The 23,517-nt window shown below is 33.5% G+C and carries 23 protein-coding genes; 16 read left to right on the forward strand and 7 right to left on the reverse strand.

What is annotated here, in order from left to right; all coding sequences use genetic code 11:
- The first annotated feature begins 117 nt into the window (after positions 1–117).
- The 7 genes from D9842_RS04860 to D9842_RS04890 all read left to right on the forward strand — a co-directional run bounded on the left by D9842_RS04860 (position 118) and on the right by D9842_RS04890 (position 7,762).
- Positions 118–1,107, forward strand: coding sequence for a beta-ketoacyl-ACP synthase III (locus tag D9842_RS04860; protein WP_121661524.1), 990 nt, complete (start codon positions 118–120; stop codon positions 1,105–1,107).
- Complete coding sequence (locus D9842_RS04865) at positions 1,097–2,239, forward strand: ATP-grasp domain-containing protein (RefSeq protein ID WP_121661525.1); 1,143 nt, start codon at positions 1,097–1,099, stop codon at positions 2,237–2,239. The genes D9842_RS04860 and D9842_RS04865 overlap by 11 nt, the downstream gene beginning before the upstream one ends.
- Complete coding sequence (locus D9842_RS04870; protein ID WP_121661526.1) at positions 2,236–3,228, forward strand: NAD-dependent epimerase/dehydratase family protein; 993 nt, start codon at positions 2,236–2,238, stop codon at positions 3,226–3,228. Before D9842_RS04865 ends, D9842_RS04870 begins: the two co-directional genes overlap by 4 nt.
- A complete protein-coding gene (locus D9842_RS04875) occupies positions 3,218–4,069 on the forward strand; it encodes an MBL fold metallo-hydrolase (RefSeq protein ID WP_121661527.1) in 852 nt (283 codons plus the stop codon). Before D9842_RS04870 ends, D9842_RS04875 begins: the two co-directional genes overlap by 11 nt.
- Positions 4,062–5,396 (forward strand): F390 synthetase-related protein, encoded by a 1,335-nt coding sequence (locus D9842_RS04880; RefSeq protein WP_121661528.1) that lies wholly within the window; start codon positions 4,062–4,064, stop codon positions 5,394–5,396. Before D9842_RS04875 ends, D9842_RS04880 begins: the two co-directional genes overlap by 8 nt.
- On the forward strand, positions 5,380–6,513 hold the full coding sequence (locus D9842_RS04885; RefSeq protein ID WP_121661529.1) for a hypothetical protein: 1,134 nt from the start codon (positions 5,380–5,382) through the stop codon (positions 6,511–6,513). Before D9842_RS04880 ends, D9842_RS04885 begins: the two co-directional genes overlap by 17 nt.
- A gap of 94 nt (positions 6,514–6,607) precedes the next feature.
- Positions 6,608–7,762, forward strand: coding sequence for a glycosyl hydrolase family 18 protein (locus tag D9842_RS04890; protein ID WP_121661530.1), 1,155 nt, complete (start codon positions 6,608–6,610; stop codon positions 7,760–7,762).
- A 64-nt stretch (positions 7,763–7,826) separates the two neighbouring features.
- On the opposite strand, the gene D9842_RS25640 is transcribed toward D9842_RS04890, so the two are convergent.
- Together D9842_RS25640 and D9842_RS04895 are read right to left on the reverse strand one after the other, a co-directional pair.
- A complete protein-coding gene (locus D9842_RS25640; RefSeq protein ID WP_162987297.1) occupies positions 7,827–7,970 on the reverse strand; it encodes a hypothetical protein in 144 nt (47 codons plus the stop codon).
- 171 nt (positions 7,971–8,141) lie between these two features.
- Positions 8,142–8,309: a Fur-regulated basic protein FbpA gene (locus tag D9842_RS04895; protein WP_121661531.1), complete on the reverse strand. Its 168-nt coding sequence runs from the start codon at positions 8,307–8,309 to the stop codon at positions 8,142–8,144.
- Between the two features lie 217 nt (positions 8,310–8,526).
- Between D9842_RS04895 and D9842_RS04900 the strand changes: the two genes are divergently transcribed.
- Positions 8,527–10,509, forward strand: a complete 1,983-nt coding sequence (locus tag D9842_RS04900; RefSeq protein ID WP_121661532.1) for a methyl-accepting chemotaxis protein — start codon at positions 8,527–8,529, stop codon at positions 10,507–10,509.
- 46 nt (positions 10,510–10,555) lie between these two features.
- On the opposite strand, the gene D9842_RS04905 is transcribed toward D9842_RS04900, so the two are convergent.
- Positions 10,556–11,500 (reverse strand): GntR family transcriptional regulator, encoded by a 945-nt coding sequence (locus tag D9842_RS04905; RefSeq protein WP_162987298.1) that lies wholly within the window; start codon positions 11,498–11,500, stop codon positions 10,556–10,558.
- A 145-nt stretch (positions 11,501–11,645) separates the two neighbouring features.
- Between D9842_RS04905 and D9842_RS04910 the strand changes: the two genes are divergently transcribed.
- The 4 genes from D9842_RS04910 to D9842_RS04925 all read left to right on the forward strand — a co-directional run bounded on the left by D9842_RS04910 (position 11,646) and on the right by D9842_RS04925 (position 16,594).
- Positions 11,646–12,179, forward strand: a complete 534-nt coding sequence (locus D9842_RS04910; protein ID WP_121661534.1) for an HPP family protein — start codon at positions 11,646–11,648, stop codon at positions 12,177–12,179.
- Between the two features lie 129 nt (positions 12,180–12,308).
- Positions 12,309–13,115, forward strand: a complete 807-nt coding sequence (locus D9842_RS04915; RefSeq protein ID WP_257535977.1) for a rhamnogalacturonan acetylesterase — start codon at positions 12,309–12,311, stop codon at positions 13,113–13,115.
- Between the two features lie 224 nt (positions 13,116–13,339).
- The gene (locus D9842_RS04920; protein WP_121661535.1) at positions 13,340–14,899 is read left to right on the forward strand and encodes a fatty acid--CoA ligase; all 1,560 of its coding nucleotides are present in this window, start codon (positions 13,340–13,342) and stop codon (positions 14,897–14,899) included.
- A gap of 390 nt (positions 14,900–15,289) precedes the next feature.
- Entirely contained in the window at positions 15,290–16,594 is a 1,305-nt protein-coding gene (locus D9842_RS04925; protein ID WP_121664943.1) for a DEAD/DEAH box helicase, read from the forward strand.
- 43 nt (positions 16,595–16,637) lie between these two features.
- On the opposite strand, the gene D9842_RS26185 is transcribed toward D9842_RS04925, so the two are convergent.
- Positions 16,638–16,763, reverse strand: a complete 126-nt coding sequence (locus tag D9842_RS26185; RefSeq protein ID WP_257535978.1) for a hypothetical protein — start codon at positions 16,761–16,763, stop codon at positions 16,638–16,640.
- A 174-nt stretch (positions 16,764–16,937) separates the two neighbouring features.
- Here D9842_RS26185 and D9842_RS04930 point away from each other — a divergent pair, with 174 nt between their 5' ends.
- Positions 16,938–17,447, forward strand: coding sequence for a phosphatase PAP2 family protein (locus tag D9842_RS04930; RefSeq protein ID WP_121661536.1), 510 nt, complete (start codon positions 16,938–16,940; stop codon positions 17,445–17,447).
- A 295-nt stretch (positions 17,448–17,742) separates the two neighbouring features.
- Here the strand turns inward: D9842_RS04930 and D9842_RS04935 are convergent, their stop codons facing one another.
- Positions 17,743–18,303, reverse strand: coding sequence for a DUF2179 domain-containing protein (locus D9842_RS04935; RefSeq protein WP_121661537.1), 561 nt, complete (start codon positions 18,301–18,303; stop codon positions 17,743–17,745).
- Positions 18,304–18,675: 372 nt separating this feature from the next.
- Between D9842_RS04935 and D9842_RS04940 the strand changes: the two genes are divergently transcribed.
- The 3 genes from D9842_RS04940 to D9842_RS04950 all read left to right on the forward strand — a co-directional run bounded on the left by D9842_RS04940 (position 18,676) and on the right by D9842_RS04950 (position 21,702).
- Positions 18,676–19,965 carry a TrkH family potassium uptake protein gene (locus D9842_RS04940; RefSeq protein ID WP_180320435.1) on the forward strand — a complete coding sequence of 430 codons (1,290 nt, stop codon included), beginning with the start codon at positions 18,676–18,678 and terminating at the stop codon, positions 19,963–19,965.
- 105 nt (positions 19,966–20,070) lie between these two features.
- A complete protein-coding gene (locus tag D9842_RS04945; protein WP_121661539.1) occupies positions 20,071–21,219 on the forward strand; it encodes an iron-containing alcohol dehydrogenase in 1,149 nt (382 codons plus the stop codon).
- Between the two features lie 84 nt (positions 21,220–21,303).
- Entirely contained in the window at positions 21,304–21,702 is a 399-nt protein-coding gene (locus tag D9842_RS04950) for an acyl-CoA thioesterase (RefSeq protein ID WP_121661540.1), read from the forward strand.
- 276 nt (positions 21,703–21,978) lie between these two features.
- Here D9842_RS04950 and D9842_RS04955 read toward each other — a convergent pair whose 3' ends face one another.
- Positions 21,979–22,485 (reverse strand): acyl-CoA thioesterase, encoded by a 507-nt coding sequence (locus tag D9842_RS04955; protein ID WP_121661541.1) that lies wholly within the window; start codon positions 22,483–22,485, stop codon positions 21,979–21,981.
- Between the two features lie 219 nt (positions 22,486–22,704).
- A complete protein-coding gene (locus D9842_RS04960) occupies positions 22,705–23,451 on the reverse strand; it encodes a hypothetical protein (protein WP_121661542.1) in 747 nt (248 codons plus the stop codon).
- Positions 23,452–23,517 lie beyond the last annotated feature (66 nt).

Genomic DNA, 23,517 nt, shown 5'->3' on the forward strand with positions numbered 1-23,517 from the left:
ATTTCTTAATGTTATCGAACATATATTTTCCATTTTTAAGAAAAGAGGTAAAATGACATAAGATATTATTCCTAGATCATACAAAAAAGTACGTTTTAAATAATGAGGTGCAGCATAATGAACCGTAAAGTGAAAATAGTTGGCATGGGTTCGTATTTACCAAAAAGATTAATAGAATCAACAGAAATTGATAAAATGATTGGCGCAGAGCCAGGTTGGTCTGAGAAAAGATCAGGAGTTAAACAACGCTATTTTGTAAATGATGAAACCGCTACATATATGGGGGCAAAGGCGGCTAAAAAAGCAGTTGAGAATGCAGGTCTTTGTCTATCTGACATTGATTGTATTATTAGTGCAAGCGGGACAAATGAGCAGGCTATTCCATGTAATGCCTCTTTAATACAAAAGCATTTGGGACTTCAAAGCTCTGGAATTCCTTGTTTTGATGTTAATTCAACCTGTTTAAGCTTTGTATCTGCACTCGATATGGTGTCATATGCTGTACATGCTGGTAAATATGAAAACGTGTTAATCGTCTCTTCTGAAATTTCTTCCGTTGGACTAAATTGGAAACAACGTGAGAGTAGTATATTATTTGGTGATGGAGCAGTAGCGATGGTTTTATCAGCTGCAACCAATACTTCCAAAATTTTGAGTTCACATATGGAAACATATAGTGAGGGAGCTCATTTATCAGAAATAAGAGGTGGAGGAACAAAGCTTCATCCACGTATTTATAGTGAACAAACAGCTGAAGAGTTTTTATTTGATATGGACGGAAGAGCTATTTTTAAATTATCGTATAAACTTTTACCAGATTTTTTGGATCGATTATTTAAAGGGACTGGTTTAACAATTGCAGATATCAATATGGTTATTCCTCATCAAGCAAGCGCATCTGCTATGAAGATTATTCGAAAAAAACTAGGTGTAAAAGAAGAACGATTTATGAACATTATTGATCGTTATGGGAACATGATTGCAGCATCCATTCCGCTTGCTCTTCATGAAGCGGTAAATCAAGGTCGTATTAATAGAGGTGATACTATTTTACTGTTAGGGACTTCGGCTGGGCTTTCTATTGGAGGTATCTTAATTGAATACTAGAAAAAGAGTTTTAGTAACTGGTGCCAGAGCCCCTGTTGCTCTCCATTTGTGTCGGTTAATGAGTCAGGCAGGGTTCGAAGTTTATGCAACTGATTGTATTTCATATCCATTAACAAAGGTTTCTAATAGTATAAAAAAATTCATCTTTACTCCTTCACCCAAGAAAGATACGAAAAGTTTTATAAAGTCCTTAATCAACATAATTGAGCAACAAAAAATTTCATTAATCATTCCAACATCTGAAGAAATTTTTTATATTTCTAGATATAAAGATCAACTGACCCCGTTTTGTCATGTGTTTGTTGATGACTTTGCAAAATTAAACCTTCTACATAATAAATATGAGTTTATTCAACTTGTGAAGAACTTGGGTTTTGAAGTGCCAAGGACAGCTTTGCTATCTAATCATGTAAATTTGGATCAATTTGAAGACGAATCTGCTCTTTTAAAAAAGGTCTATTCGAGATTCTCTGAATCCATAATTTTTCTACAATCTGTTGGGCAAATACCTAACCATATAAAAAAGGGTGGAAGCTGGCTTGTTCAAGAAAAAATCGTAGGTAAGCAATATTGTTCATATACCATTGCCAATGATGGAAAAGTACTTGCGCATTCTACTTACAAAAGTGAATTCACAGCAGGTTTAGGTGCAACTCTCTCATTCAAACATGAAAGCAGACCTGATATTGAACGGTTTGCACAGGTTGTGGTTGAAAAACTGAATTTCTCAGGACAGATATCTTTTGACTTTATCATACATGAAAATGGAGTCGCCTTTCCGATAGAATGTAACCCTAGAGCGACAAGTGGTCTCCATTTATTTGATAAGAAATTGGCTTATCTATTCACAGATGCAAAATCAATTCTTTATCCTAGGAAGGATAAAAAAGAAGCCATAAAGTTGGCCGTTTTTTTATATGGATGGAAACAAGTAAAAAGTCTACGTCAACTTAGGAGATTGTTAGAAGTATTTTTTTCATATAAGGACATTACGTTTACAAGCAATGACCTTGGGCCTTACTTTTATCAACTAATTAGTTTATATAAGATGTGGAAGGAAAGCAGAAGAAATAAAGTTTCTCTTATGGAACAATCCACCATAGACATAAGTTGGGATGGTGAAACGATTTGAATGTATTAGTAACTGGAGCTACTGGTTTTTTAGGAAGAAAAGTAGCGCTTCATCTTGCTTCGATTGGATACAATGTCACAGGGACAGGACGAAACCAACTAGTAGGGGACTCTCTTTCTAATTCTGGGATTCAATTTAAAGCATGTCATTTGGAAAATCGTGATGATATCATGATGTTGTGTGAAAATCAACATTTTGTTATTCATTGTGGAGCGCTTTCATCTCCATGGGGCAAGTATAATGACTTTTATCAAGCGAACGTTATTGGTACAAAAAATGTAATTGATGGCTGTAAAAAGTGGAATGTGAGTCGCTTGGTTCATGTTTCAACACCAAGTTTATATTTTCACTATGACGAGCGTAAAGATGTGAAAGAAGATGATAGTTTACCGGAAAAATTCGTTAACCATTACGCAAAGACTAAATTTCTTGCAGAAAAAGAAGTAGACCAAGCTTTTATAGATGGTTTATCAACCATTACGATAAGGCCCCGAGCACTATTTGGTCCTGGTGATCAGGCTATTTTTCCAAGACTTATCAAGGTTTGTGAAAAGGGAATGTTCCCTAAAGTCGGGTCTGGTGATGTTGTTATTGATATGACTTATATAGATAATGCTGTAGATGCAATCCTTTTATGTATGAACTCTGGATCTGAAACGTTGGGACAAAAATATAATATTACAAATGGTGAAAGAGTTCAGTTATATTCTATGATTGATACAGTAATGAAACGACTAGGCAGGTCGTTTACTTATAAACAGATTTCATTTAAAAAAGCTTTTCATCTAGCAACATCTTTGGAGTATGTATCGAAACTTCTTCTTTTTAGAAAAGAGCCCTTGCTCACAAGATATACAGTTAGTGTCCTTTCTCAATCTCAAACACTATCAATTGAAAAGGCAAAGAGTGAATTAGGATATAAGCCAGCTGTTTCTGTTGAAGATGGGACGAAGGAATTTGTAGATTGGTGGAAGTCACATGTCCATTAACATGATGAAAATTTTTGCTTGTGGGTATTGTACACATCCAGAAAAAATTGTGAACCCTCAAAAAACATTAAAAACAATAAAATTTCCAGCTACAGTAGCTTTGTTAAAACATCCAACTATTGGCTATATTCTTTTTGATACAGGTTATGCTTCTTATTTTCTAGAAGCTACTAAGGTATTCCCTTATTCTATTTACGCAAATTTAACACCTGTTTTCTTCTCAGAAGAACGATCGATTAAAAATCAATTAAAGAAACAAGACATAAATCATAATGACATTAAAATCATCATTCTTTCTCATTTTCACGGAGATCATGTTGGAGGATTAAAGGATTTCCCGAACGCAAAAATAGTAACTTTTAAAAAAGCTTATAACCACATCAAAAAACTTAGCAAGCTGAGAGCCTTAACTAAAGGCTGCTTGCTTGATTTACTTCCTCAAGATTTTCAAGAAAGAGTTTCTTTTATTGATGAAAAACCTTTACTACCTTTAGGGGAAAGTTATCATCCTTTCACGGGAGGTTTTGATGTGTTTGGAGACGATTCTATAATTGCTGTAGACTTAACAGGTCATGCTATAGGTCAGCTAGGAATCTTCGTGAACTTGAGTAGTGGTAAAAAAATCTTTCTTTGTGCTGATGCTGTTTGGCAAAGTACCGCTTTTGAAAATATGATTTTCCCTCATCGTATAGCCCATTTATTAATTGAAGATATTGACGCTTATAAACAGAATCTTAAAAAGTTACATCTATTATCTAAGCAAAATCAACATATTGAAATATTACCAACTCACTGCCAAAAAACGTGGGAGATCGCAAAAGAGGGTATCATTTATGAATAAATTGTTATTACTCAAACAGTATTTTCTTACAAAGTATGGTAGGAGGTTTACTTCTCGGGAAAAATTGCTTGCTTTTCACGACAAAAAAATGAAAAAACATATAAAAATTGTTTTAAAGCATTCTACCTTTTATAAAAAACTCTATCAAGATGAAAGGTACCATCATGACTGGACATCCCTTCCTATCATTACGAAATCTGATATGATGGACTCTTTTAATGAGTTAAATACCGTCGGAATTAAGAAAGAAAAAGCTTTTCAGTTAGCTTTTGATGCGGAAGAAACGAGGGATTTTTCCCCTAGAATAGGAAATGTTTCAATAGGTCTTTCTTCTGGAACAAGCGGAAATCGAGGCTTATTTCTAGTAAGCAATAGAGAAGAGGCAATGTGGGCTGGAACGGTTCTTGCGAAGATGTTACCAAGCAGTATTTTCAGAGAGCATAGGGTTGCCTTTTTTCTAAGGGCAAATAGTAATCTTTATGAATCGACAGAAAGCGGAAAAATTATCTTTCATTATTTTGATCTGTTAGATTCATTTCCTAAACATATAGAACGATTAAATCAGCTTAAACCTTCAATTATCATTGCGCCCCCTTCGATGTTAAGAATGATTGCTACATGGAAGCATAAACAGATTATTAGTATTTCTCCAGAAAAGATTATATCGGTAGCAGAAGTACTAGAAGATCTTGATAGAACATATATAGAACACATTTTCCAACAAACTCTGCATCAAGTATATCAAGCGACAGAAGGATTTTTAGCTGCTACCTGTTCATTTGGAGTTCTTCATATGAATGAGGATATAATCGCGGTTCAAAAAGAGTATCTTAACAAAGAAAAGGGAATATTTGTACCGATTATTTCAGACTTTACTAGGAAAACGCAACCGATTATTCGATATCGTTTAAATGATATATTAATAGAGAAAAAGACAGCATGCCCTTGTGGGTCACATTTTTTAGCATTAGAACGGATAGATGGGCGTTGCGATGATCTTTTTTATGGGAAAAAATTATTAACAAATGAAGAAATATGTTTATTCCCAGATTTCATTAGAAAATCTATCATGATTGCATCAGATCAGATTTTAGAATATAAGGTTATGCAGCGGGAGTTCAACTTAATAGAGATTAAGTTGAAGGTAGAAAGTGATGAAGAAGTAGTTAAAGAACTTGTTTTAGCTGAGTTACAAAAATTGTGGAAACATGAACAATTATTAATTCCACAGTTTCACTTCACACCTTATGACATAGTTACGTCAGACCGAAAGTTAAAACGAATTGAAAATATGATGAAGGGTAAAAGTAATGATTCATTTATATAATGCTGATAATTTTCATACAATTGATTGGTTTTCTAAGCGAAACGGACAGTTTTTAAAGACTTACTTTGAGCCTTTAATAAAATATGAGATTCCCTATTTCATTGAAAATGTTCATTCGAAGATTTATTTGTTAGAAGTAGGTGATCTTCTTTTGCCGGTTTCTGTAACTGACCAACAGTATAAGGATTCATATGTTGCTTCGCCTTATACTCATTATATTAGCTATGCAAAAGAAGAGTTATGGGAGCTAAAGAACAAGGCGCTTGAAGAGCTTCTTCGTCCTGTAATCGGGATGATGGGACAGCTTCTTCGAAAGAGTAACATGAACAAAGTTGTTATTGTTAATAATTGGCTTTTATCAACAAATCTATTTGAATCAACTTTGTCTTTTAATCAAGTGCAGAGAATCACAGATTTTTTAGCTAGGGAGTTTCCTAAGCACACGATCTTGTTTCGATCGATTACAAAGAATTTGCATGAAAATATGATGAAATCGTTTGATACAGTTGGATATAAAAGAATAATGTCACGGTCTATCTATCTATTTAATCCTGAACAAAAGCTCACTAAGCAACAACTAAAAAACCTCTATCAAGACGAAAAACTGATCAAAAAGCATCAGTATAAAATTAGAGATGTAAGTATAGAAGATTGTGATCTTATTTTGCGTTTGTATTTAGAATTATATATACAAAAGTATTCCACTAATAACCCTCAGTTTACATCAGAGTTCATTCGTCATGCGTATAAAAGTAAGTTATTAACCTTTAAAGTGGTTTGTAAAGGTGATCAAATAGTAGGTGCTATAGGATTTTTCATCCAAGGAAAGGTGCTGACGACCCCGATTTTAGGCTATAGCATAAAGTTGGAGAAACATGCTGGGTTATACAGGGTTCTTTCATTCCTTATTACGAAAGAAATTATGAACAATCATTATATCGGGCATCGTAGTGCTGGGGCGGGAGAATTTAAAAGAAAGCGCGGTTCCATTCAACAGATTGAATATACATATTTTTATCAAAAACATCTGCCTATGACTCAGAGATGGGGGTGGAATTTGCTCAAAAATATAATGGATCTTGTTGTCGAACCATTAGCTAAGAAAAAACAATTTTAACCTTTTGAATAAGCCTTACTTTAATTACCATCGCTACTTCAAAGAGTTATTTGTTACTATTTTAAAAGAGTTTGCCACAAAAGGAGTGAGTACCTTGAAAAAGCAATATCTTTTAATGATAGTAGCTGTTATCTTGTTTGCAGGAGGATTTTTTTCAGGCGTTCTCTTCTCGAATATAGAACGACAAAACCAAACTAACGATCAGTCTAAACAAACTGAGAATTTATCTAAATCGATAAAACAACCGCATCTGAAAAAAATTCCGGATGTGAAGGAATCCAAGCCAAAAGTGTTAATAGGCTATGTTCAAGATTTTAGAGATCCAGAAACAATCGACTTTTCTTCACTAACGCACGTTGTCTATTCCTTTGCCCATCCAACCAAAGATGGAAGTATTTTATTAAACGGAGGAACGGAGCCAACAAATTTAAAAAAGTTAGTAAAGCGCGCACATAATCATGATACAAAAGTTTTGCTGGCCGTTGGTGGTTGGTACCATATTGAGGGCGGCGAATCGTATGATTATTTTAAAACGGCCATTTCTTCGGAAACTTCTAGAACTAAATTAATAAATGAACTACTAGCTATAGTGGATAGGGAGCAATTAGATGGAATAGACATCGATTTTGAGCATCCACGTTCACAAGAAGATGCCGACCAACTGTTAGAATTTACGAAGCAATTGAGCAATAAATTGCATCAAAAAAAGAAACAGCTCACAATTGCTGTCTACTCAAAAATTCACAGTGTAGCAGGTACAGAAATTCAATCAGTTGTATTTCATCCTGAAATGTTTACCTATGTAGATTATGTGAATATTATGGCTTACGATGGCCAATGGGATGGGGAGTACAATGCAGCGAATTTAGCTCCTTATTCATTTATAGAAAACATTGTGAAATATTGGGGAGTACTTTTTGACAGTAATAAATTACCACGTGAAAAACTGGTGCTGGGTGTTCCTTATTATGCTCAGCCTGAAGATCCATCAATTAAACAAATGTCCTTCGGGGCAATTATTGCCAACAATCCTAAATTTGCTCATCAGGATGCAGCACAAGTAAATGGAACAACATATCATTATAACGGCATTCCCACTATAGAGAAAAAAACCATGCTTGCTATAGATCAAGAATTTGGAGGCATGATGATATGGGAGATGGGACATGATGCATCTGGAGATTATAGCTTAACAACAGTCATATCACAGCTGTTAGAAGATGAAAAATTGTTAGTAAGAGAAGAATAAATGCCTTATACACGTTCATCAAATAAGATGAACGTGTTTTTCTTATCGGTTAGGAAGAAAAAAATTATTGTTTATCATGATTTTTCGCCATTTCATCTTTTATTCGTTCTTCCTCTTCTAGCACGCAAATACGAGTAATTTGTTCGATTAACATATGATTTACATAATCGCCTTCCTCAATGCAAGAGCTTTCCTTATCTTCATTCATATGCTTAGAGCTCCTTTCTCCTGAATAGACAAAATTATAAAGGAATGTAACTCGGCATTTGCCATTGTTAAGCCTAATTTTTATTTTATCATTTGTATTAAAAGGAAACTGTATTCAAAAACAAAAGACCTTTTTCGGCTAAGGTCTTTTAAATGTATAAATCATATATTATTAACAGTAATGATCCTTAGCGGATCTGGAATAGAGAATAAGCTCTAATTCTTTTTCAGTTGCCTCATAAAACTGTCTTCCATCAGGCATTTTAAAAACATTTTGATCCAAAAGAGCAGAAATAATTTCCGCTTTAGTTATAAAAGTATCTTTTGTTGCTTCACACATACATATCACCTCAAAAATTGAAAGCGTTTACAATAATATAATAAAGAAAATTTCAGGAAATGTCAACCAGATTTACATGTAGTTTTTTAATTATTTAAATCAGATTGGTATTAAGATCTTTTAAAACCTGACGATATAACAGAAGGGAATTGTATACATACATATAAAAAATTTAAAAATCAAATAACATCTTTGTAAATAGCAGAGGAGTGTTTTTATGAAAAGTAAATTGACCTTAAAAACAATAAAATCAAAGCTTTCCGTTACACTAATCATGGTTTCAATTATTCCATTAATAATAATGAGTACGTTACTTTATTTTATGACAAATCAAGCTTTTTCAACTATTATGACCAACAATCAAGCTTCAACGAAGGAATCTATATCCAATCAGTTAAAAGACGTCTCAGAAGAATTATTAAACTTAACAGCACTTTATGCAAATAACCGAGAATTAATTGAAGCTTATTATTCAGGAGACCGGGAGAATTTAGCAAAGATTGCTGGTCCTATCTATGAAAGATTACAGAAGGAGCATTTAGTAGACGTATTTGAATTCGGAAGTGTAGATGGTACCGTTTTTTATAGAGGTCATAATCCTGAAAAGTTTGGCGATGATAAAAGCGATAAAACGGCTATTCAAGAAGGATTAAAAGGTACTGCTTCTACAGGCTTTGAATTTGGAAGTAGTGGGTTAGCCGTCCGTGCATTCGTGCCAATTACTTATAACAATCAAATTATTGGTACATTACAAACGGGACTTGATAGTCAAGTTATTGAATCAATTACCCAATCTGTTAAAGGTGTACAATTAAATATAATGAATGTAGAAGGCGAGATTTTAGTAGGATCAGATAAAAATGCTATAGGGACAACGTTCCAGGACGAATCAGTTATAAAGCAAGTTACTACTGGAAGAGAAATATCAAAAGAAAATAAACAATCCGTTGATTTATACATGCCTTTATATGATCCAACGAAAACTGAAGTAATTGGAATAATAAATTTGAGGCAGGATGTAGCTATATTAAATAAAGTTCAAAATCAAATTCTTATCTATCTATTTCTTATTGGGGCCGGAGCAGCTCTAATGGTCATTATTGTTGCTTTGTTGATTAGCAGAGGTTTCTCGAGACCATTACAACAGGTAAATAATATTATGGATGAGATTTCAAAAGGAAATCTCAAAAATGAATATACTGGAAAAGAGCGTAATGATGAGTTTGGTAATCTAATTAATTCCGTTCTTGATACTCAATTAAAACTTAGATCAATGATTGAAAACATATCAGAGGTATCTTCTAATGTTCAAAAGCAGTCAACTATAATGAAAAATTCGTGTGATGAGGTTAATTTGTCTAGTCAGCAAGTTGCTTTAACAATGCAAGAGCTGTCAAGTGGGTCAGAGTCCCAAGCAACATCGACTACAAGCTTATCTCAACAAATAGAAGCTCTTTCACAACGTATCTCTGAGGCCAATATTGATGGAGATCTTATTAAAGAATCTTCAGTACATGTGAAAAGTCTAACCAATAAAGGTTATGAGCTAATGATCGAATCTATAGATCAAATGAACATGATTAATAAAATTGTTAACGAATCTGTCCAAAAAGTTGAGGGATTAGATAGACAAACAAATGAGATTTCCAATTTGATAAACGTTATTCAAGAGATTGCTAATCAGACTAACTTATTGGCATTAAACGCTGCGATTGAAGCAGCAAGAGCAGGGGAGAGCGGGAAAGGGTTTGCAGTTGTAGCTGATGAAGTTCGAAAATTATCAGAGCAAGTATCGCAGTCCATTTCTGGTATTACTGCTATTACAAATAACATTCAAACCGAGTCTAGTAATGTTGTTACATCCCTTATGACTGGTTATGAACAGGTAGTGGAAGGAACAAATCAAATTAAAGAAACGGGCAATAAATTTGAACAAATCAATGTGTCTGTTAGCGATATGGTGAACAAAATTCAAGCCATTACTCTAAATCTAAACGAAATAAAAGAGAGCAGTAGTGAGATCAATCATGCCATTGAACATATTGCTTCTATTTCAGAGGAAGCTGCTGCGGGAATTGAAGAAACATCAGCTTCTGCAGTCGAAACAACAACTTCGATGGATCATGTTTCTTCTCAAGCAGATGGAATTGAAGAACAAGCTGAAAAGCTAGAATCGTTAATTAGAAAGTTTAAAATGTGATACAAAAAGGGCTAACTCAATTTTTGAGAGTTAGCCTTTTTGTTTATTATAAAGATTGATTAATTCCTTTTAAAATATGAATACTTGTTTCTTCTAATGTTAATGGAAGAGATATCATATGGTTTGGTTTCTGTTTAATAAAAGGCAGGGCCCCTTCTGAAATAAAAACAAAATCTGAATGTTGATAAATGAACTCTAATTCATGCTCTGGCATATTCAAATGAGCATGAGATATATGAAACTGATTGATGCCAGCCTCATTCACTTTTTGACTCATCCATTTACTACCCTTTTCCCCAAAACACATAAAGCTTACTTTACTTTCTGGCTTAATCTTTGAAAGGGAAACTAGTTTTGTTGGTTCCAAAGTAGCTCCAATAGTATAAACATATGTTTGGGGAGAAACAATTCTTCTTAATTCTTCAGAGTGATTGAGTGTGGTAATAATGATTGAACAATCACGAAGTTTATGATTAAGATCATCACTATGAATAAAAGCTAATTCAATTTCGGCATTTGGTAGATAGTTAACTAATTGATTAAAGTAAAAATGATAATCATGTTCGTTACACTCGATAAATAAAATACGTACTTTTGTTTCTTTTATAAAATATTGGCTGTACATATATGTAACGGATAAGAATTGTTCCAGTGTATAACCCTGCTCAACGCTATCCTTAACAACTTGTTCAATCGATCGATGAACAGCTGTTTCCTTTAACGAATGGACTGAGTTATGGCTGGAGATCTGAGTTCTTTTTCCCTTACCCATTAACAAGATTTGCTCATCTTTTAATAAAGTGTACGCTGAGTTAACTGTATTACGATTAATCCCTAATTGATCACCAAGCTGATGTACATTTGGCAGATAGTCACCTGGTTGTAAAATGCCTTTTACAATTAAATATTTTATTTGTTCTTTTAAAAAAAGGTTTAATGGTATAGGAATATCTTCAGAAATGATTAAGGGTAATTTATCAAATTGGCGCATGAACGTAACCTCCGTTACCATTCATACTAAATAAGAAAAGAAAAAAATACAAGATCATTATATTGAAAAATATGGTACTCAACATTATAATAAACATATTAACATATGTTATTATGTTTTCTAACTTATGAAGGAGTGATGTAAAATGCAAAGATCAGTTGGAAATACAAGTCAAAGTAATAATGAATTACAACTAAAGAAGAAAAGAAGTTCACCATTAAAGGTTAGTTTACAAGCTATATTAGTAGGAGGTTTTGGAAGTTTTTTCACAATATTTGCTTTGTCATTAATAAGTTGGAATGATGTGGCTTTATTAATGGCACCATTTGGAGCAAGTTGTGTTTTGGCTTTTCATGTATGGGATTCTCCACTATCGCAACCTAGAAATATTATAGGTGGTCATTTTATTTCAACCTTAGTTGGTCTGATTGTTTTGAATTGTTTTGGTAATCATGCTTGGACGTTAGCTTTGGGTGTAGGTCTTGCTATTATGATGATGATTCTTACAAAAACGACTCATCCACCAGCTGGTGCGGATCCAATTGTGGTGATCCTAGCGGGAAGTACTTGGGAATTCTTATTTTTACCTGTATTATCTGGGGCGATTTTGCTGTCATTACTCGCATATATCGTTAATAACTTGCAACCTAACAGAAAATATCCTACCTTTTGGGTATAATCTCATGTGACTGAATTCTTTTTTGATATGTCTCAATCCATATACTTATGAAAATTTATTAAAGGTTGATCTTAACTTCATATTTAGAATGATTTTAGGTAAATTAATAATAAAGGACCCAAAGAAGGGGTGATCACCATTCGATTTTACTTAACAATACCAATAGTAGGATTTAGCCTATTTTTTGTAGCCTTATCTATTATTAAGGGGCATGAAACTTTTGCTATTATGAACTTTCATGAAGAAGAAAAGGTTCATATTTATCTTGCTGGGGATTCAACTGTGTCAACTTATAAAAAGACTTTGGCACCTAGAATGGGTTGGGGTCAGGTTTTAGATGAAATGTTTAATGAGAGGGTTATGATTCATAACGAAGCAGTATCTAAAAGAAGCTCTAAGAGTTTTTACAATGAGGGAAGATTAACAAAAATAGTTAATCATTTACAACAAGGTGACTATCTCTTTATTCAATTCGGACATAATGATGAAAAAGTAAATGATCCAAGCAGATACACTGAACCATTTACAACCTATAAGAAATACTTAAAAAAATATATTTTAGCTGCAAGGTCAAAAGGGGCTTTCCCAGTACTAATAACTCCGGTTGAGCGTAGGAAATTTTCACCAGATGGACATATCGTTCATACACATGGTGATTACCCAAAAGCAATGAAGCAATTAGCTGAAGAAGAAAATGTGCCAGTAATTGACCTAACATCAAAAAGTAATCAGCTTTTTAGTAAACTCGGAGCTAACAAAACGAAAGAACTTTTTTTATGGCTCCCTCCAAATAAAAACCCACATTTCCCTGAGGGAAAAAAAGATAACACACATTTTCAGGAACGAGGTGCTTATATTGTGGCATCTTTAGTAATTGATGGAATAAAGGAACTAAATCTACCTATTAAAGAACACATTGTTAATCAAGATAAATAAGGTACTGTTTAGAATTCTATTCTAACAGTACTTTTTTCATTTATAGGATATATACAGAAATAATGATCATATTCTTGGTCATTACTATGAGAAAACTTCAACTAACAAAGAGAATCGTTAATAAAATCTTACATTAGAAAAGGAATATTTAAATAAAGAAAGAAATACATATATACAGGTTTATTTGAAAGCGTTTACTTATTTGAAGCGGAGGGGTGTAGTATATGTATCTAACAATTGGAAGGCTTTTTGAACAAACTGTTTCAAAGTATCCTAACAAAGAAGCAATTGTGGATTGCTCTCGAAATATTCGTTTTACATTTGGACAGTGGAATGAAGAAGTAAATAAACTTGCTAATGCTCTGTTATCTTTGGGTGTAAGAAAAGGAGATCGAATTTCTACTTATTTGTTTAACAGTTATGAATTAGGTACAGTTTTTTTTGCTGCTGCAAAAATTGGTGCCATTATTAATCCAATTAATTTTAGATTAAAAGCAGAGGAGGTTTCATACATCCTTTTAGATGCTGCTCCAAAGGTTGTTTTATTCGAACAAGCTCTTGAAGAGTCCATCACGAACATTCACAAACGATTTCCCTCTATTTCTTTTATTTATATTGATGAATCTGTTCCTAGTTATGCTTCTTCTTTTCAAAACATCGTAAAAAATTCTCCATCAAATCATCCAGACATCTTTGTAGAAGAAAATGATACGTATGCCATTATGTATACCAGTGGAACGACAGGACGCCCAAAAGGTGTTATGCATCGACATCGTGATATGATAGAACAAAGTTTAATTTGTATAAATGCATTATCCATTACCCCAAAAGATGTGGGTCTTGTTACAGCTCCAATGTTTCATTGTGCAGAGCTTCATTGCAGCTTTTTACCCCGTGTACATGCTGGTGCAACAAACGTAATTATCCATCATTTTGATCCAAAAATGGTCTTAAAAACAATTGAAGAAGAAGGGGTTACAATGCTGTTTGCAGCTCCTACTATGTGGAATATGCTTCTTCAAGAAGATATTGGGCAATATAATTTATCGTCACTCGATGTTGGATTATATGGTGCAGCACCGATGGCACCAGCTTTAGTAAAGGCTTGTAAACAAAGTTTAGGAATTGAACTTGTTCAAGCATATGGCATGACAGAGATGGGACCAGCAATTGCGTTCTTAGATAGAGATGAACAATTAACTAAAGCTGGCTCGGCTGGTAGGGCTTGTTTCAATCATGAAATACGAATTGTAAAACCAAGTGAAGAAGGCCCATCAGATCCAGATGACATCCTTCCTGTAGGTGAGGTTGGTGAAATTATTGTAAAAGGTCCATGTATGATGATAGGTTATTTTAATAAAGAAGAAGCAACAGAAAAAGCAATGTATAAAGGATGGTATCATTCCGGAGACCTTGGGTATTTAGATGAGGATGGTTATTTATTTGTCGCTGACCGAGTTGATGATATGATCATAAGTGGTGGAGAAAATGTATATCCCCGTGAAGTAGAGGACGCTTTATATGAACATGAGGGAATTTTGGATGTTGCCGTTTTAGGAGAGCCTGACGAGTTATGGGGAGAAAGAGTAATTGCAGTTATAGTGAAAAAGGATGAAACTGTAACAGCTGAACAACTTGATCAATTTTTAAAAAGCTCAAATAAACTTGCTCCCTATAAACGACCAAAAAGATATGTGTTAGTTTCTGAATTACCACGGAATGCAAGTGGTAAAATTCAAAAGTTTTTATTAAGAGAATCTTTATCACAAAATAAAGTGAAGTAACTGGAGATTAGGGCCTTTCTGACGGAAGGCTCTAATTTTTTATAACATAATGATAGTTGAAAGAGGGAAGGTATGATTTGGATTGTGGATTAAGTATTCATATTACTTTTTTTCTTGAAAGCTTTTTCCGGCTTCCTTTGAAATGCCTTTAATCAGTCCATCATTTTTTTCATTGCTGTTATTTGTCACTTTCCACATTCCTCCCTAATTTAAAAGACTACTGTAAAGGGTGAAGATATTTGAAAAAAAGTTTATCACTTTATCATTTCAAAATAAGTGTAAAATTCAGTGAAAATAACATAATTCAAAACCAAATGAAAAAAGATAATGAGTATGATATAGTTAGAAAGCTATTTTTGATAAGATGAAAAGAAAAGAGACGTGATCATGTTGACTGAATTTTTAAAATTAGGTATTCGAAAAGAAGTGAATGATACATTAAAATCTTTAGGACTAATGAAGCCAACACCTATTCAAGAACAAACAATACCAAAAGTAATAGAGGGAAGAGATGTGATTGCACAGGCTCAAACCGGTACAGGGAAAACACTTGCATTTGTTCTTCCCATTTTAGAAAAAATTGATGTAAGTCAATCTGAGGTTCAAGCACTTATTTTAACTCCAACAAGAGAATTGGCACAACAAATATCAAAAGAAATAAAAAAGATGATTGAAAATTTGGAAGGTGTAAATGTTCTTGCCGTATATGGTGGACAAGATGTTGAACACCAGTTGAAAAAGCTTAGAGGAGCCCAACATATTGTTGTAGCAACACCAGGAAGATTGCTTGATCATATTCGCCGTAAAACAATTGATTTATCAACGGTTACAATGTTAGTTTTAGATGAAGCAGATCAAATGTTACATATGGGCTTTTTGCCAGAAGTAGAAGATATTATTTATGAAACACTTTCCTCTCGACAAACGATGTTATTCTCTGCAACAATGCCTGATGAAATTCGGGCATTAGCTAAAAAATATTTAATGAATCCGGAAAATATACAAGTTAAAGCAAAAAATCTGACAGTTGATAAGATAAAACAAATTGTGATTGAAACAACTGACAGAAGAAAGCAAGCCACCTTGTTGCATCTGTTGCAAGAGCAGCGACCTTTTTTAGCGATTATTTTTTGCCGAACAAAAATTCGAGCAAAAAAGCTGCAAGAAGCATTAATTGCTAGTGGCTATGAATCCGATGAATTACACGGCGATCTAACTCAAGCTAAGCGGGAAAAGGCGATGAAACGGTTTAGAGAGGCTAAAATTCAGTTCCTTGTCGCAACTGATGTTGCAGCAAGAGGCCTTGATGTGGAAGGTGTGACACATGTTTTTAACTATGATATTCCTCACGATGTAGAAAGCTATATTCACCGAATTGGTCGAACAGGTAGGGCAGGTGGAGTAGGTATTGCCTATACACTTGTGGCACCAAAAGACATGGATTTTTTACGAATGATCGAAAAAGGTATTCATCAATCTATGGAAAAACAGGTTATTAGAGGGATTAGTGTCCCTGATCGAGAAGATTATGATAAAGAAAGAAAAGAACAAATAAGAAAAGAAAGTCGTCCATTTAATAGAGGGGGAAAAACGAATCCTCGAAGAAACTCCGATTCCAATCAACCAACAAAAGAACGGAATAAAAGAGGATCAAAATCTGCTTCTAAAGATGGAAGAAGAAATAGACAAAGATAAAAAGAGTGGCTGTCCCTTGCCTAAGAGGTGACAGCCACTCTTTTTATTTTTTAAGATCCTTTTTTGTTTGTTCACTTCTAATATTAATATCCTTAGAAAACTCAGTATCCTCATTTTTATTGTTAGGATATTTATTTTGACGCTCACGGTTATCATTTCGATTTGTCATAGTATGTACCTCCCTTCAGAGTTAGTCAATCCTATTATGTACAATAAAATTGGCTTTTATATTAACAATAATTATTAAAAATCAAGGGCCCTTACATACTCTTTATTTAAAAGAGGATACTATATTTTAGTTACAAATTTGGCATTCTAGGTGGAATATAAGGGAGACAATAAAATGGATCAGCAGCTCTTTAGATTGATTAATTCTTTAGCAGGTAAAAACCAAACAATCGATCAGGTCATGGTGTTTGCATCAACAAAGTTTAGATATTTGTTTGCTAGTGTTCTTTTGATGATGTTAATTTTGACTCGATCAAGAAAGAAGTTAACATATCAAACTGTCATTTCATTGGTTATTAGTACCAGTTTTAAGGCGTTAATGAATAAGATCAAATATAGGCCAAGACCTTTTGTCACACGCGATGCTAATGTATTACTTCCCTCAAAATTAGATACAACATATTTAAGTAAACATAGTATATTATCATTTGCTGTTTCCACCATGGTTTATCTGTATGATCGAGGAATCGGGAAGATCATGTTGGCTATGTCATTTCTAACTGCAATCTCACGTATCTGGGTAGGCGCCCATTATCCACTTGATGTTGTAAGAAGCTCGATACTAGGTGCATTGATAAGTACACTTGTAAAAAAATGTACGTTCATAAGTTGGAGAGAAGGGTGATGAGAGATCACCCTATTTATATAGATGCCTCAACTTTTTGTTAATAACATTTCTAGGGTTATACCTTAATAATGTTCTTACTAGTCTTCTTAACTTAAGATCCACCAATTTTACAGTCCTTTCCTATATAAATACAATAGAGTTTTGTCTTTTATCATGATATGTTGGGTTTTGGCAGATGCAAAAGACATATGCCCATAATCTGAAAATTGGGAGATGGTATGTAGAGTTTTTTTATTCAAATAAAAAAGCAAGAGAAGATTAAGGAACATCGCTCTCTTGCCATCGTTATTTTTTATTTTTCTTCTTGAGCATGCTTCTTTTTAAAGAATGTAACAGCTCTTTTTTTCATGGATTTTGTAAGAAAACCGCCTTTAAATGAACGAATTTCATATGACATTAAAAATGCTTTAGGCTCATGTTGATCGATGATATGAAGTAATTCTTTTTCTCTCGAGCGTTTTGCTACAATGTCTAGGCGGAAACGAGCTGTATTAATTCCTTCTCCTTCAAAGACTGTAACACCAAATCCCGCTGTTCTTAATGCATTCACTAATTCCATATTTTTATCCAATATATTAGCTTGATACGTAATATATCCGATTGCCAATTTTCGTTCTAATGCTCCTCCAAGAAGCAAACCAACGCTAAATCCTACAACGTAAGCCACTATATTGTAGATATTTGATAGGTCTTGAAAAACAAAGATTAAGCTAACAATATAAATAATTCCTTCTAATAATCCAACACCTGCAGCTGATTTCGTTTGATTTTTCACGAGTAAAATTGTTCTGATCGTTAGAACAGGAACATAAATAAGTTGTAAAACGAAAATGAGTAAAGCCTGTAAAAGCATATTTCGTATTTCCCTTCTAAAAAGTAATATCGAAAGCATAACATATTTTCAAAATAAATTTTATGGATTGTGAGCAATTTTTTAAAAATAATCTTAAGGGAATTCTAGGAAAATATATGTCTTATTATTCTACCCCGTTTAAGTTGGGCTGAAACATAAAAATAATATTATTATGTAAACTAGAGCTTGAAATTTTAAAATATTAACAACTATAAAAGTAAACAAAATTAACTATTTTTTTGAGAAGATGGAAGTTTTGAATTATACCTTTTATAATAAAGAAACAAGATATTATTTAAAGGGAGTTTTACTTTGATTAAACAAAGAATAAATTCTTTAAAACCATCACAATTAATCGTTTCATTTTATGTTATGACTGTCTTTATTTCTATATGCTTATTAAGTTTACCAGTTGCGCTTAAGCCGAATGTTAGTTGGTCTTTTCTAGATGTTGTTTTTACTGCAGTAAGTGCTGTTAGCGTAACAGGACTCACAGTTGTTTCAACACCTGATACATTTAGTGTTACTGGTATTTTTATTCTTTTATTTATCCTCCAATTTGGGGGAATAGGGATTATGACATTAGGTACATTTGTTTGGCTAGTCTTAGGAAAAAAAATTGGTCTTAAAGAAAGACAATTAATTATGACTGATCAAAACCAGTCACATTTATCAGGTTTAGTGAAACTGATGAGGCAGATATTGGTTATTATTTTAATTATAGAGGCCATTGGTACTATTATTTTAGGAACCTATTTCCTCTCATATTTCCCTACTTGGCAAGAAGCTTATCTACAAGGGTTATTTGCATCAGTAAGCGCTACGACTAATGCAGGATTTGATATAACGGGAGAATCACTTATTCCATTTGCTCATGATTATTTTGTTCAAATTATTAACATTATCCTTTTAACACTAGGGGCAATTGGATTTCCGGTGTTAATTGAGTGCAAGGACTTTATATTACATAGAAAACAGAATAATAGGAGATTTCGCTTTACTTTATATACGAAATTAACGACAATTACGTTCTTTGCTCTCATGATACTTGGTACAATAGCTATTTTAGCACTTGAAGTAAATCATTTTTTTCAAGATAAATCATGGCATGAATCTTTCTTTTACGCATTCTTTCAATCTTCTTCAACCCGTAATGGTGGTTTGGCCACGATGGATGTTAGTGATTTCTCGGAACCTACATTGCTTATCTTATGCTTTTTAATGTTTATAGGGGCATCACCAAGCTCTGTTGGAGGAGGTGTAAGAACAACAACATTTGCGATTAATTTGTTGTTTTTATTTGCATTTGCAAGGGGATATAAAAATGTTCGCATCTTTAAACGTGAGCTACATGAGGATGATGTAACAAAATCGTTAGTTGTTACGATTATTGCTGTTTTTCTCTGTTTTTTAGCTACGGTCATCCTAATAAGGACAGAATCTTTTTCTCTTATTGAAATACTCTTTGAAGTATGTTCAGCATTTGGGACAACGGGTTTATCAATGGGGATTACAGCTGATCTAAGTCCAGTTGGGAAGATTGTGATCACACTTCTCATGTTTATCGGGCGAATTGGTATTCTATCATTTATCTTTCTAATTAATAAGGGAGATATTGAAACGAATTATCATTATCCAAAGGAAAGAGTTATTTTAGGTTAGATTCACATGAATGAAAAACAAGGGGTACTGTCAATCAATCTACATTTAGAACTTGAATGGTTGGTATTTTAAAACGTTGGGTTAAAGAAGGGGATGGAGAGAAGAATGAACATTTCAATCTTTAGGATGGCAAACAAATTAATTACTGGAAATGGTGCGATAGAAAAGTTAATGGATGAGGTTGTAAGATTACAAATGAAAAATCCATTAATTGTTACAGATAAGGTGCTAGAAACAGTTGGGGTAATCACTCAAATAAAGGATATTTTAAAAAATCATCCTCATGATGTATACACAGGTGTTCAACCTGAACCAGAAATTTCAATAGTTGAAGAGTGTAAACGAATGTTTTTGGAGGGAAAGCATGACGGAGTAATCGCCGTAGGTGGTGGAAGTGCAATAGATATCGCTAAAGCTGTTTCGGCCTATGCAAAGATTGATGATCATCTAAAAAGCATATTCGGAACCGATTTAATCCCGGAGAAGGGATTTCCGATTATTGCTATTCCTACAACAGCAGGAACTGGATCTGAGGTAACAAATATATCTATTTTATCTGATAAAGAAGAGCAGTTAAAGAAAGGAATTGTCAGTGATTTTATTTTACCAGATGTTGCAATTGTTGCTCCGGAAATGACGATTACGATGCCAAAGTCAGTCACAGCTGCAAGTGGCATCGATGCACTTGTACACGCAATAGAGGCGTATATTTCTGTAAACGCTTCACCGATTACTGATGCTCTAGCTATTCATGCGATCAAGTTAATTTCAACAAATCTACCGAAAGCTTATGCAAATCCTGCTAATATACAGGCAAGGGAACAAATGGCAACAGCTAGCCTTATGGCGGGTATGGCATTTGGAAATGCAGGAGTTGGAGCAGTTCATGCCCTTGCTTACCCACTTGGAGGACGTTTCCAAATTCCGCATGGAGTAAGTAACGCGCTATTACTACCATATGTTATGGAGTGGAATAAAATAAGTTGCTTGGACCGTTTTCGAGAAATTGCAGTTGCATTTGGTGAAAATGTTCAGGACTTAACTGATCGTGAAGCAGCGGATAAGGCTGTTTTTGCAATGGATTATTTATGTCGTGCTGTAAATATTCCAAAGGGGCTACGTTCCTTCCAAATACCAGAATCAGCGATAATTGATATGGCAGAGGACGCAAGTAAAATTGATCGCCTTCTTAAAAATAATCCAAGGGTGTTCTCAAAACAAGAAATAGAGGAAATTTACCGGTCAGCTTACTGAGTAATCTTTGGTAGTTTTTGATTTTTTAAGGTTTACTCGTTTAAAAGTTATGATAATAGTCACTTAGTTGGAGGTCGATTTTAAGTGTTCAAAACAATTATAGAGCCAAGGGTTTCTGAAACAGATGGGGTAGGTCATATAAATAACACAACCATTCCTATATGGTTTGAAGCTGGGCGAAATCAATTATTCAAGTTATTCACTCCTGATAGCACATTTGAAAATTGGAAAATGATTATTCTTAATATGAATGTAGACTTTGTTCACCAAATATACTTTGGTCAAAATGTTGAGGTCTATACATGGATTAAAAAAATAGGAAATAGTAGCTTAGAATTGTATGAAGAAATACATCAAAATGGGAGAATCTGTGCAAAAGGTACAGCTGTTTATGTGAATTTTAATAAAGATAAACAAAAATCAGAGTCTATCTCAGAAGAATTAAAAAACATTCTACTTCATCATATTTATGAAGGAAATTAGCCAACCATTTGCTAATACTAGTTTCATAAAGTCTTCATGATATATCTTTTTTCATGATTTTTAAAAAAGATAATTATAAGTATTAAATTATATTAATTATAAATAAATATTGATTTTTATTTAATAGATGTTATTATAATAAAGAAGACAATCATTCACATACTATTCTCATTTTATTCTCAAACAAACTATTCTCAAAAACTATTCTCAAAAAAAGCATCCGACGGATGCTTTTTTTGATGAGTAATTGATATAATGCTACATGCAATACAATATTTACAATGTCACAACGTTTGCAAAAGCTTCACTATGCTCTCGTCGCTCTTTACGAACATTTCTTCTTTGTTGTGCTGTATTAAACAGCATAACTTCTTCATCTGATTCTGGTATAACCTGTGGGACTTGTTCTGGCTTTCCTTTCTCATTAAGTGCAACAAAAGTTAGAAACGAAGTGGCAGCAAGTCGTCGCTCACCAGTTTTAAGATCTTCAGCAATGACTTTCACAAAAACTTCCATAGATGAGCGGCCAACTGAGGAAACATATGATTTTAAGCTGACCGAGTCACTTTGACGAATAGGGATTAGGAAGTCAACTGAGTCTGTAGAGGCAGTTACAACTTCACAACGTGAATGCATCGCTGCTGATATGGATGCCACATCGTCAATATAACTCATTAACTTTCCACCAAAAAGTGTATTATGGTTATTTGTATCTAAAGGAAAAACTCTGCTTGTTTTAATGACAAGAGATTCCTTACATGTTTTTGTAGTTAATTCAGTCATATTCATCTCTCCTGACTTTTTTGTCCTTTTCATATAACCATTATTGTTTTTTCGGATTCGAAACGTCAATTTTGTTGTTTGGTTTTCTTACACCTTCTATTATTATGTTTTATTAGAAAGATAGCTATAACCCCTCTAACTAGTTTACATAACTTAATTATTGTGAATTCATTCTTCTTGATTATTAAAAAAACCCTGCTATTATGGCAGGGGTAACTATTAATGATTAAAATGCTTATCAATAAAAGTGCATATAGTTTTAATTGTTTTTTCCTTAAAAAGGTTAGGAACTGACTCATCATTAGGGCTACGATAATAGAATTCATTTTCTATTTGATTATGATGATATCCTAGAGAAATGAGGTTATTTTTAAGTTCATCTGGAAATTCAGTTAATCCAGTAATTGAGGTGAAAAGTGAAGTGGGGTAGACCTTCACATCAATGTCACCTTTTCCAGTGTATATTACTACAAGATCATGATCGTTTTTTATCAGCCATTGACTTTTTGTATAAAGAGATATACGGGCATGTTCAAGTGAAGAAATACCTGGTAGATTGATTCCATATACAAGGTTTACAGTCCGAACCAAATCCTCAGGCGAATAGTTTGGAATCATACTTAGATAAAGATCCATAACTTCTGCCTTCTTTAACGTCATAATGTGTCGGTCAGTTTCATAAGAACGTGCTTTTTGATCTAAAGCTTTTGTAACTCCAGTCATAATTTCTTCAGCATAGACCGAAAGCTTAGCACCTTCACCGTCATTAGAAATCTCGATTAAATTTAACCCAAATATATCTTTAATAGCTTCCCTGAACGTTGTTCCAGTTAATGTAATGTTTGGGTCGCTGAAAAAAGTATTTAATATATCCATCTTTGAAGGTTTGTTTATTTCACGGTCATTGAAAGTATAAGTCCTATTTCTTAATCCAAAAAAGGGTAGTATGTTTTTTCTGCGTTTCATTTTTCAATGTCCACCTTAATATTAAACATTAATACCTATAGTTTAATCAATTAACGAGATGAATTC

Origin of the sequence: Metabacillus litoralis (assembly GCF_003667825.1) — a bacterium.
GTDB classification, from domain to species: Bacteria; Bacillota; Bacilli; order Bacillales; family Bacillaceae; genus Metabacillus; species Metabacillus litoralis_B.

Coding starts and splice junctions, on each gene's coding strand:
- D9842_RS04940 (WP_180320435.1), top strand. CDS start 18,676: ATGACTGTCTTTATTTCTATATGCTTATTAAGTTTACCAGTTGCGCTT.
- D9842_RS04920 (WP_121661535.1), top strand. CDS start 13,340: ATGTATCTAACAATTGGAAGGCTTTTTGAACAAACTGTTTCAAAGTAT.
- D9842_RS04900 (WP_121661532.1), top strand. CDS start 8,527: ATGAAAAGTAAATTGACCTTAAAAACAATAAAATCAAAGCTTTCCGTT.
- D9842_RS04935 (WP_121661537.1), bottom strand. CDS start 18,303: ATGCTTTTACAGGCTTTACTCATTTTCGTTTTACAACTTATTTATGTT.
- D9842_RS26185 (WP_257535978.1), bottom strand. CDS start 16,763: ATGACAAATCGAAATGATAACCGTGAGCGTCAAAATAAATATCCTAAC.
- D9842_RS04955 (WP_121661541.1), bottom strand. CDS start 22,485: ATGACTGAATTAACTACAAAAACATGTAAGGAATCTCTTGTCATTAAA.
- D9842_RS04945 (WP_121661539.1), top strand. CDS start 20,071: ATGAACATTTCAATCTTTAGGATGGCAAACAAATTAATTACTGGAAAT.
- D9842_RS04895 (WP_121661531.1), bottom strand. CDS start 8,309: ATGTGTGAAGCAACAAAAGATACTTTTATAACTAAAGCGGAAATTATT.
- D9842_RS04910 (WP_121661534.1), top strand. CDS start 11,646: ATGCAAAGATCAGTTGGAAATACAAGTCAAAGTAATAATGAATTACAA.
- D9842_RS04960 (WP_121661542.1), bottom strand. CDS start 23,451: ATGAAACGCAGAAAAAACATACTACCCTTTTTTGGATTAAGAAATAGG.
- D9842_RS04885 (WP_121661529.1), top strand. CDS start 5,380: ATGATTCATTTATATAATGCTGATAATTTTCATACAATTGATTGGTTT.
- D9842_RS04860 (WP_121661524.1), top strand. CDS start 118: ATGAACCGTAAAGTGAAAATAGTTGGCATGGGTTCGTATTTACCAAAA.
- D9842_RS04880 (WP_121661528.1), top strand. CDS start 4,062: ATGAATAAATTGTTATTACTCAAACAGTATTTTCTTACAAAGTATGGT.
- D9842_RS04875 (WP_121661527.1), top strand. CDS start 3,218: ATGTCCATTAACATGATGAAAATTTTTGCTTGTGGGTATTGTACACAT.
- D9842_RS04930 (WP_121661536.1), top strand. CDS start 16,938: ATGGATCAGCAGCTCTTTAGATTGATTAATTCTTTAGCAGGTAAAAAC.
- D9842_RS25640 (WP_162987297.1), bottom strand. CDS start 7,970: ATGAATGAAGATAAGGAAAGCTCTTGCATTGAGGAAGGCGATTATGTA.
- D9842_RS04905 (WP_162987298.1), bottom strand. CDS start 11,500: ATGCGCCAATTTGATAAATTACCCTTAATCATTTCTGAAGATATTCCT.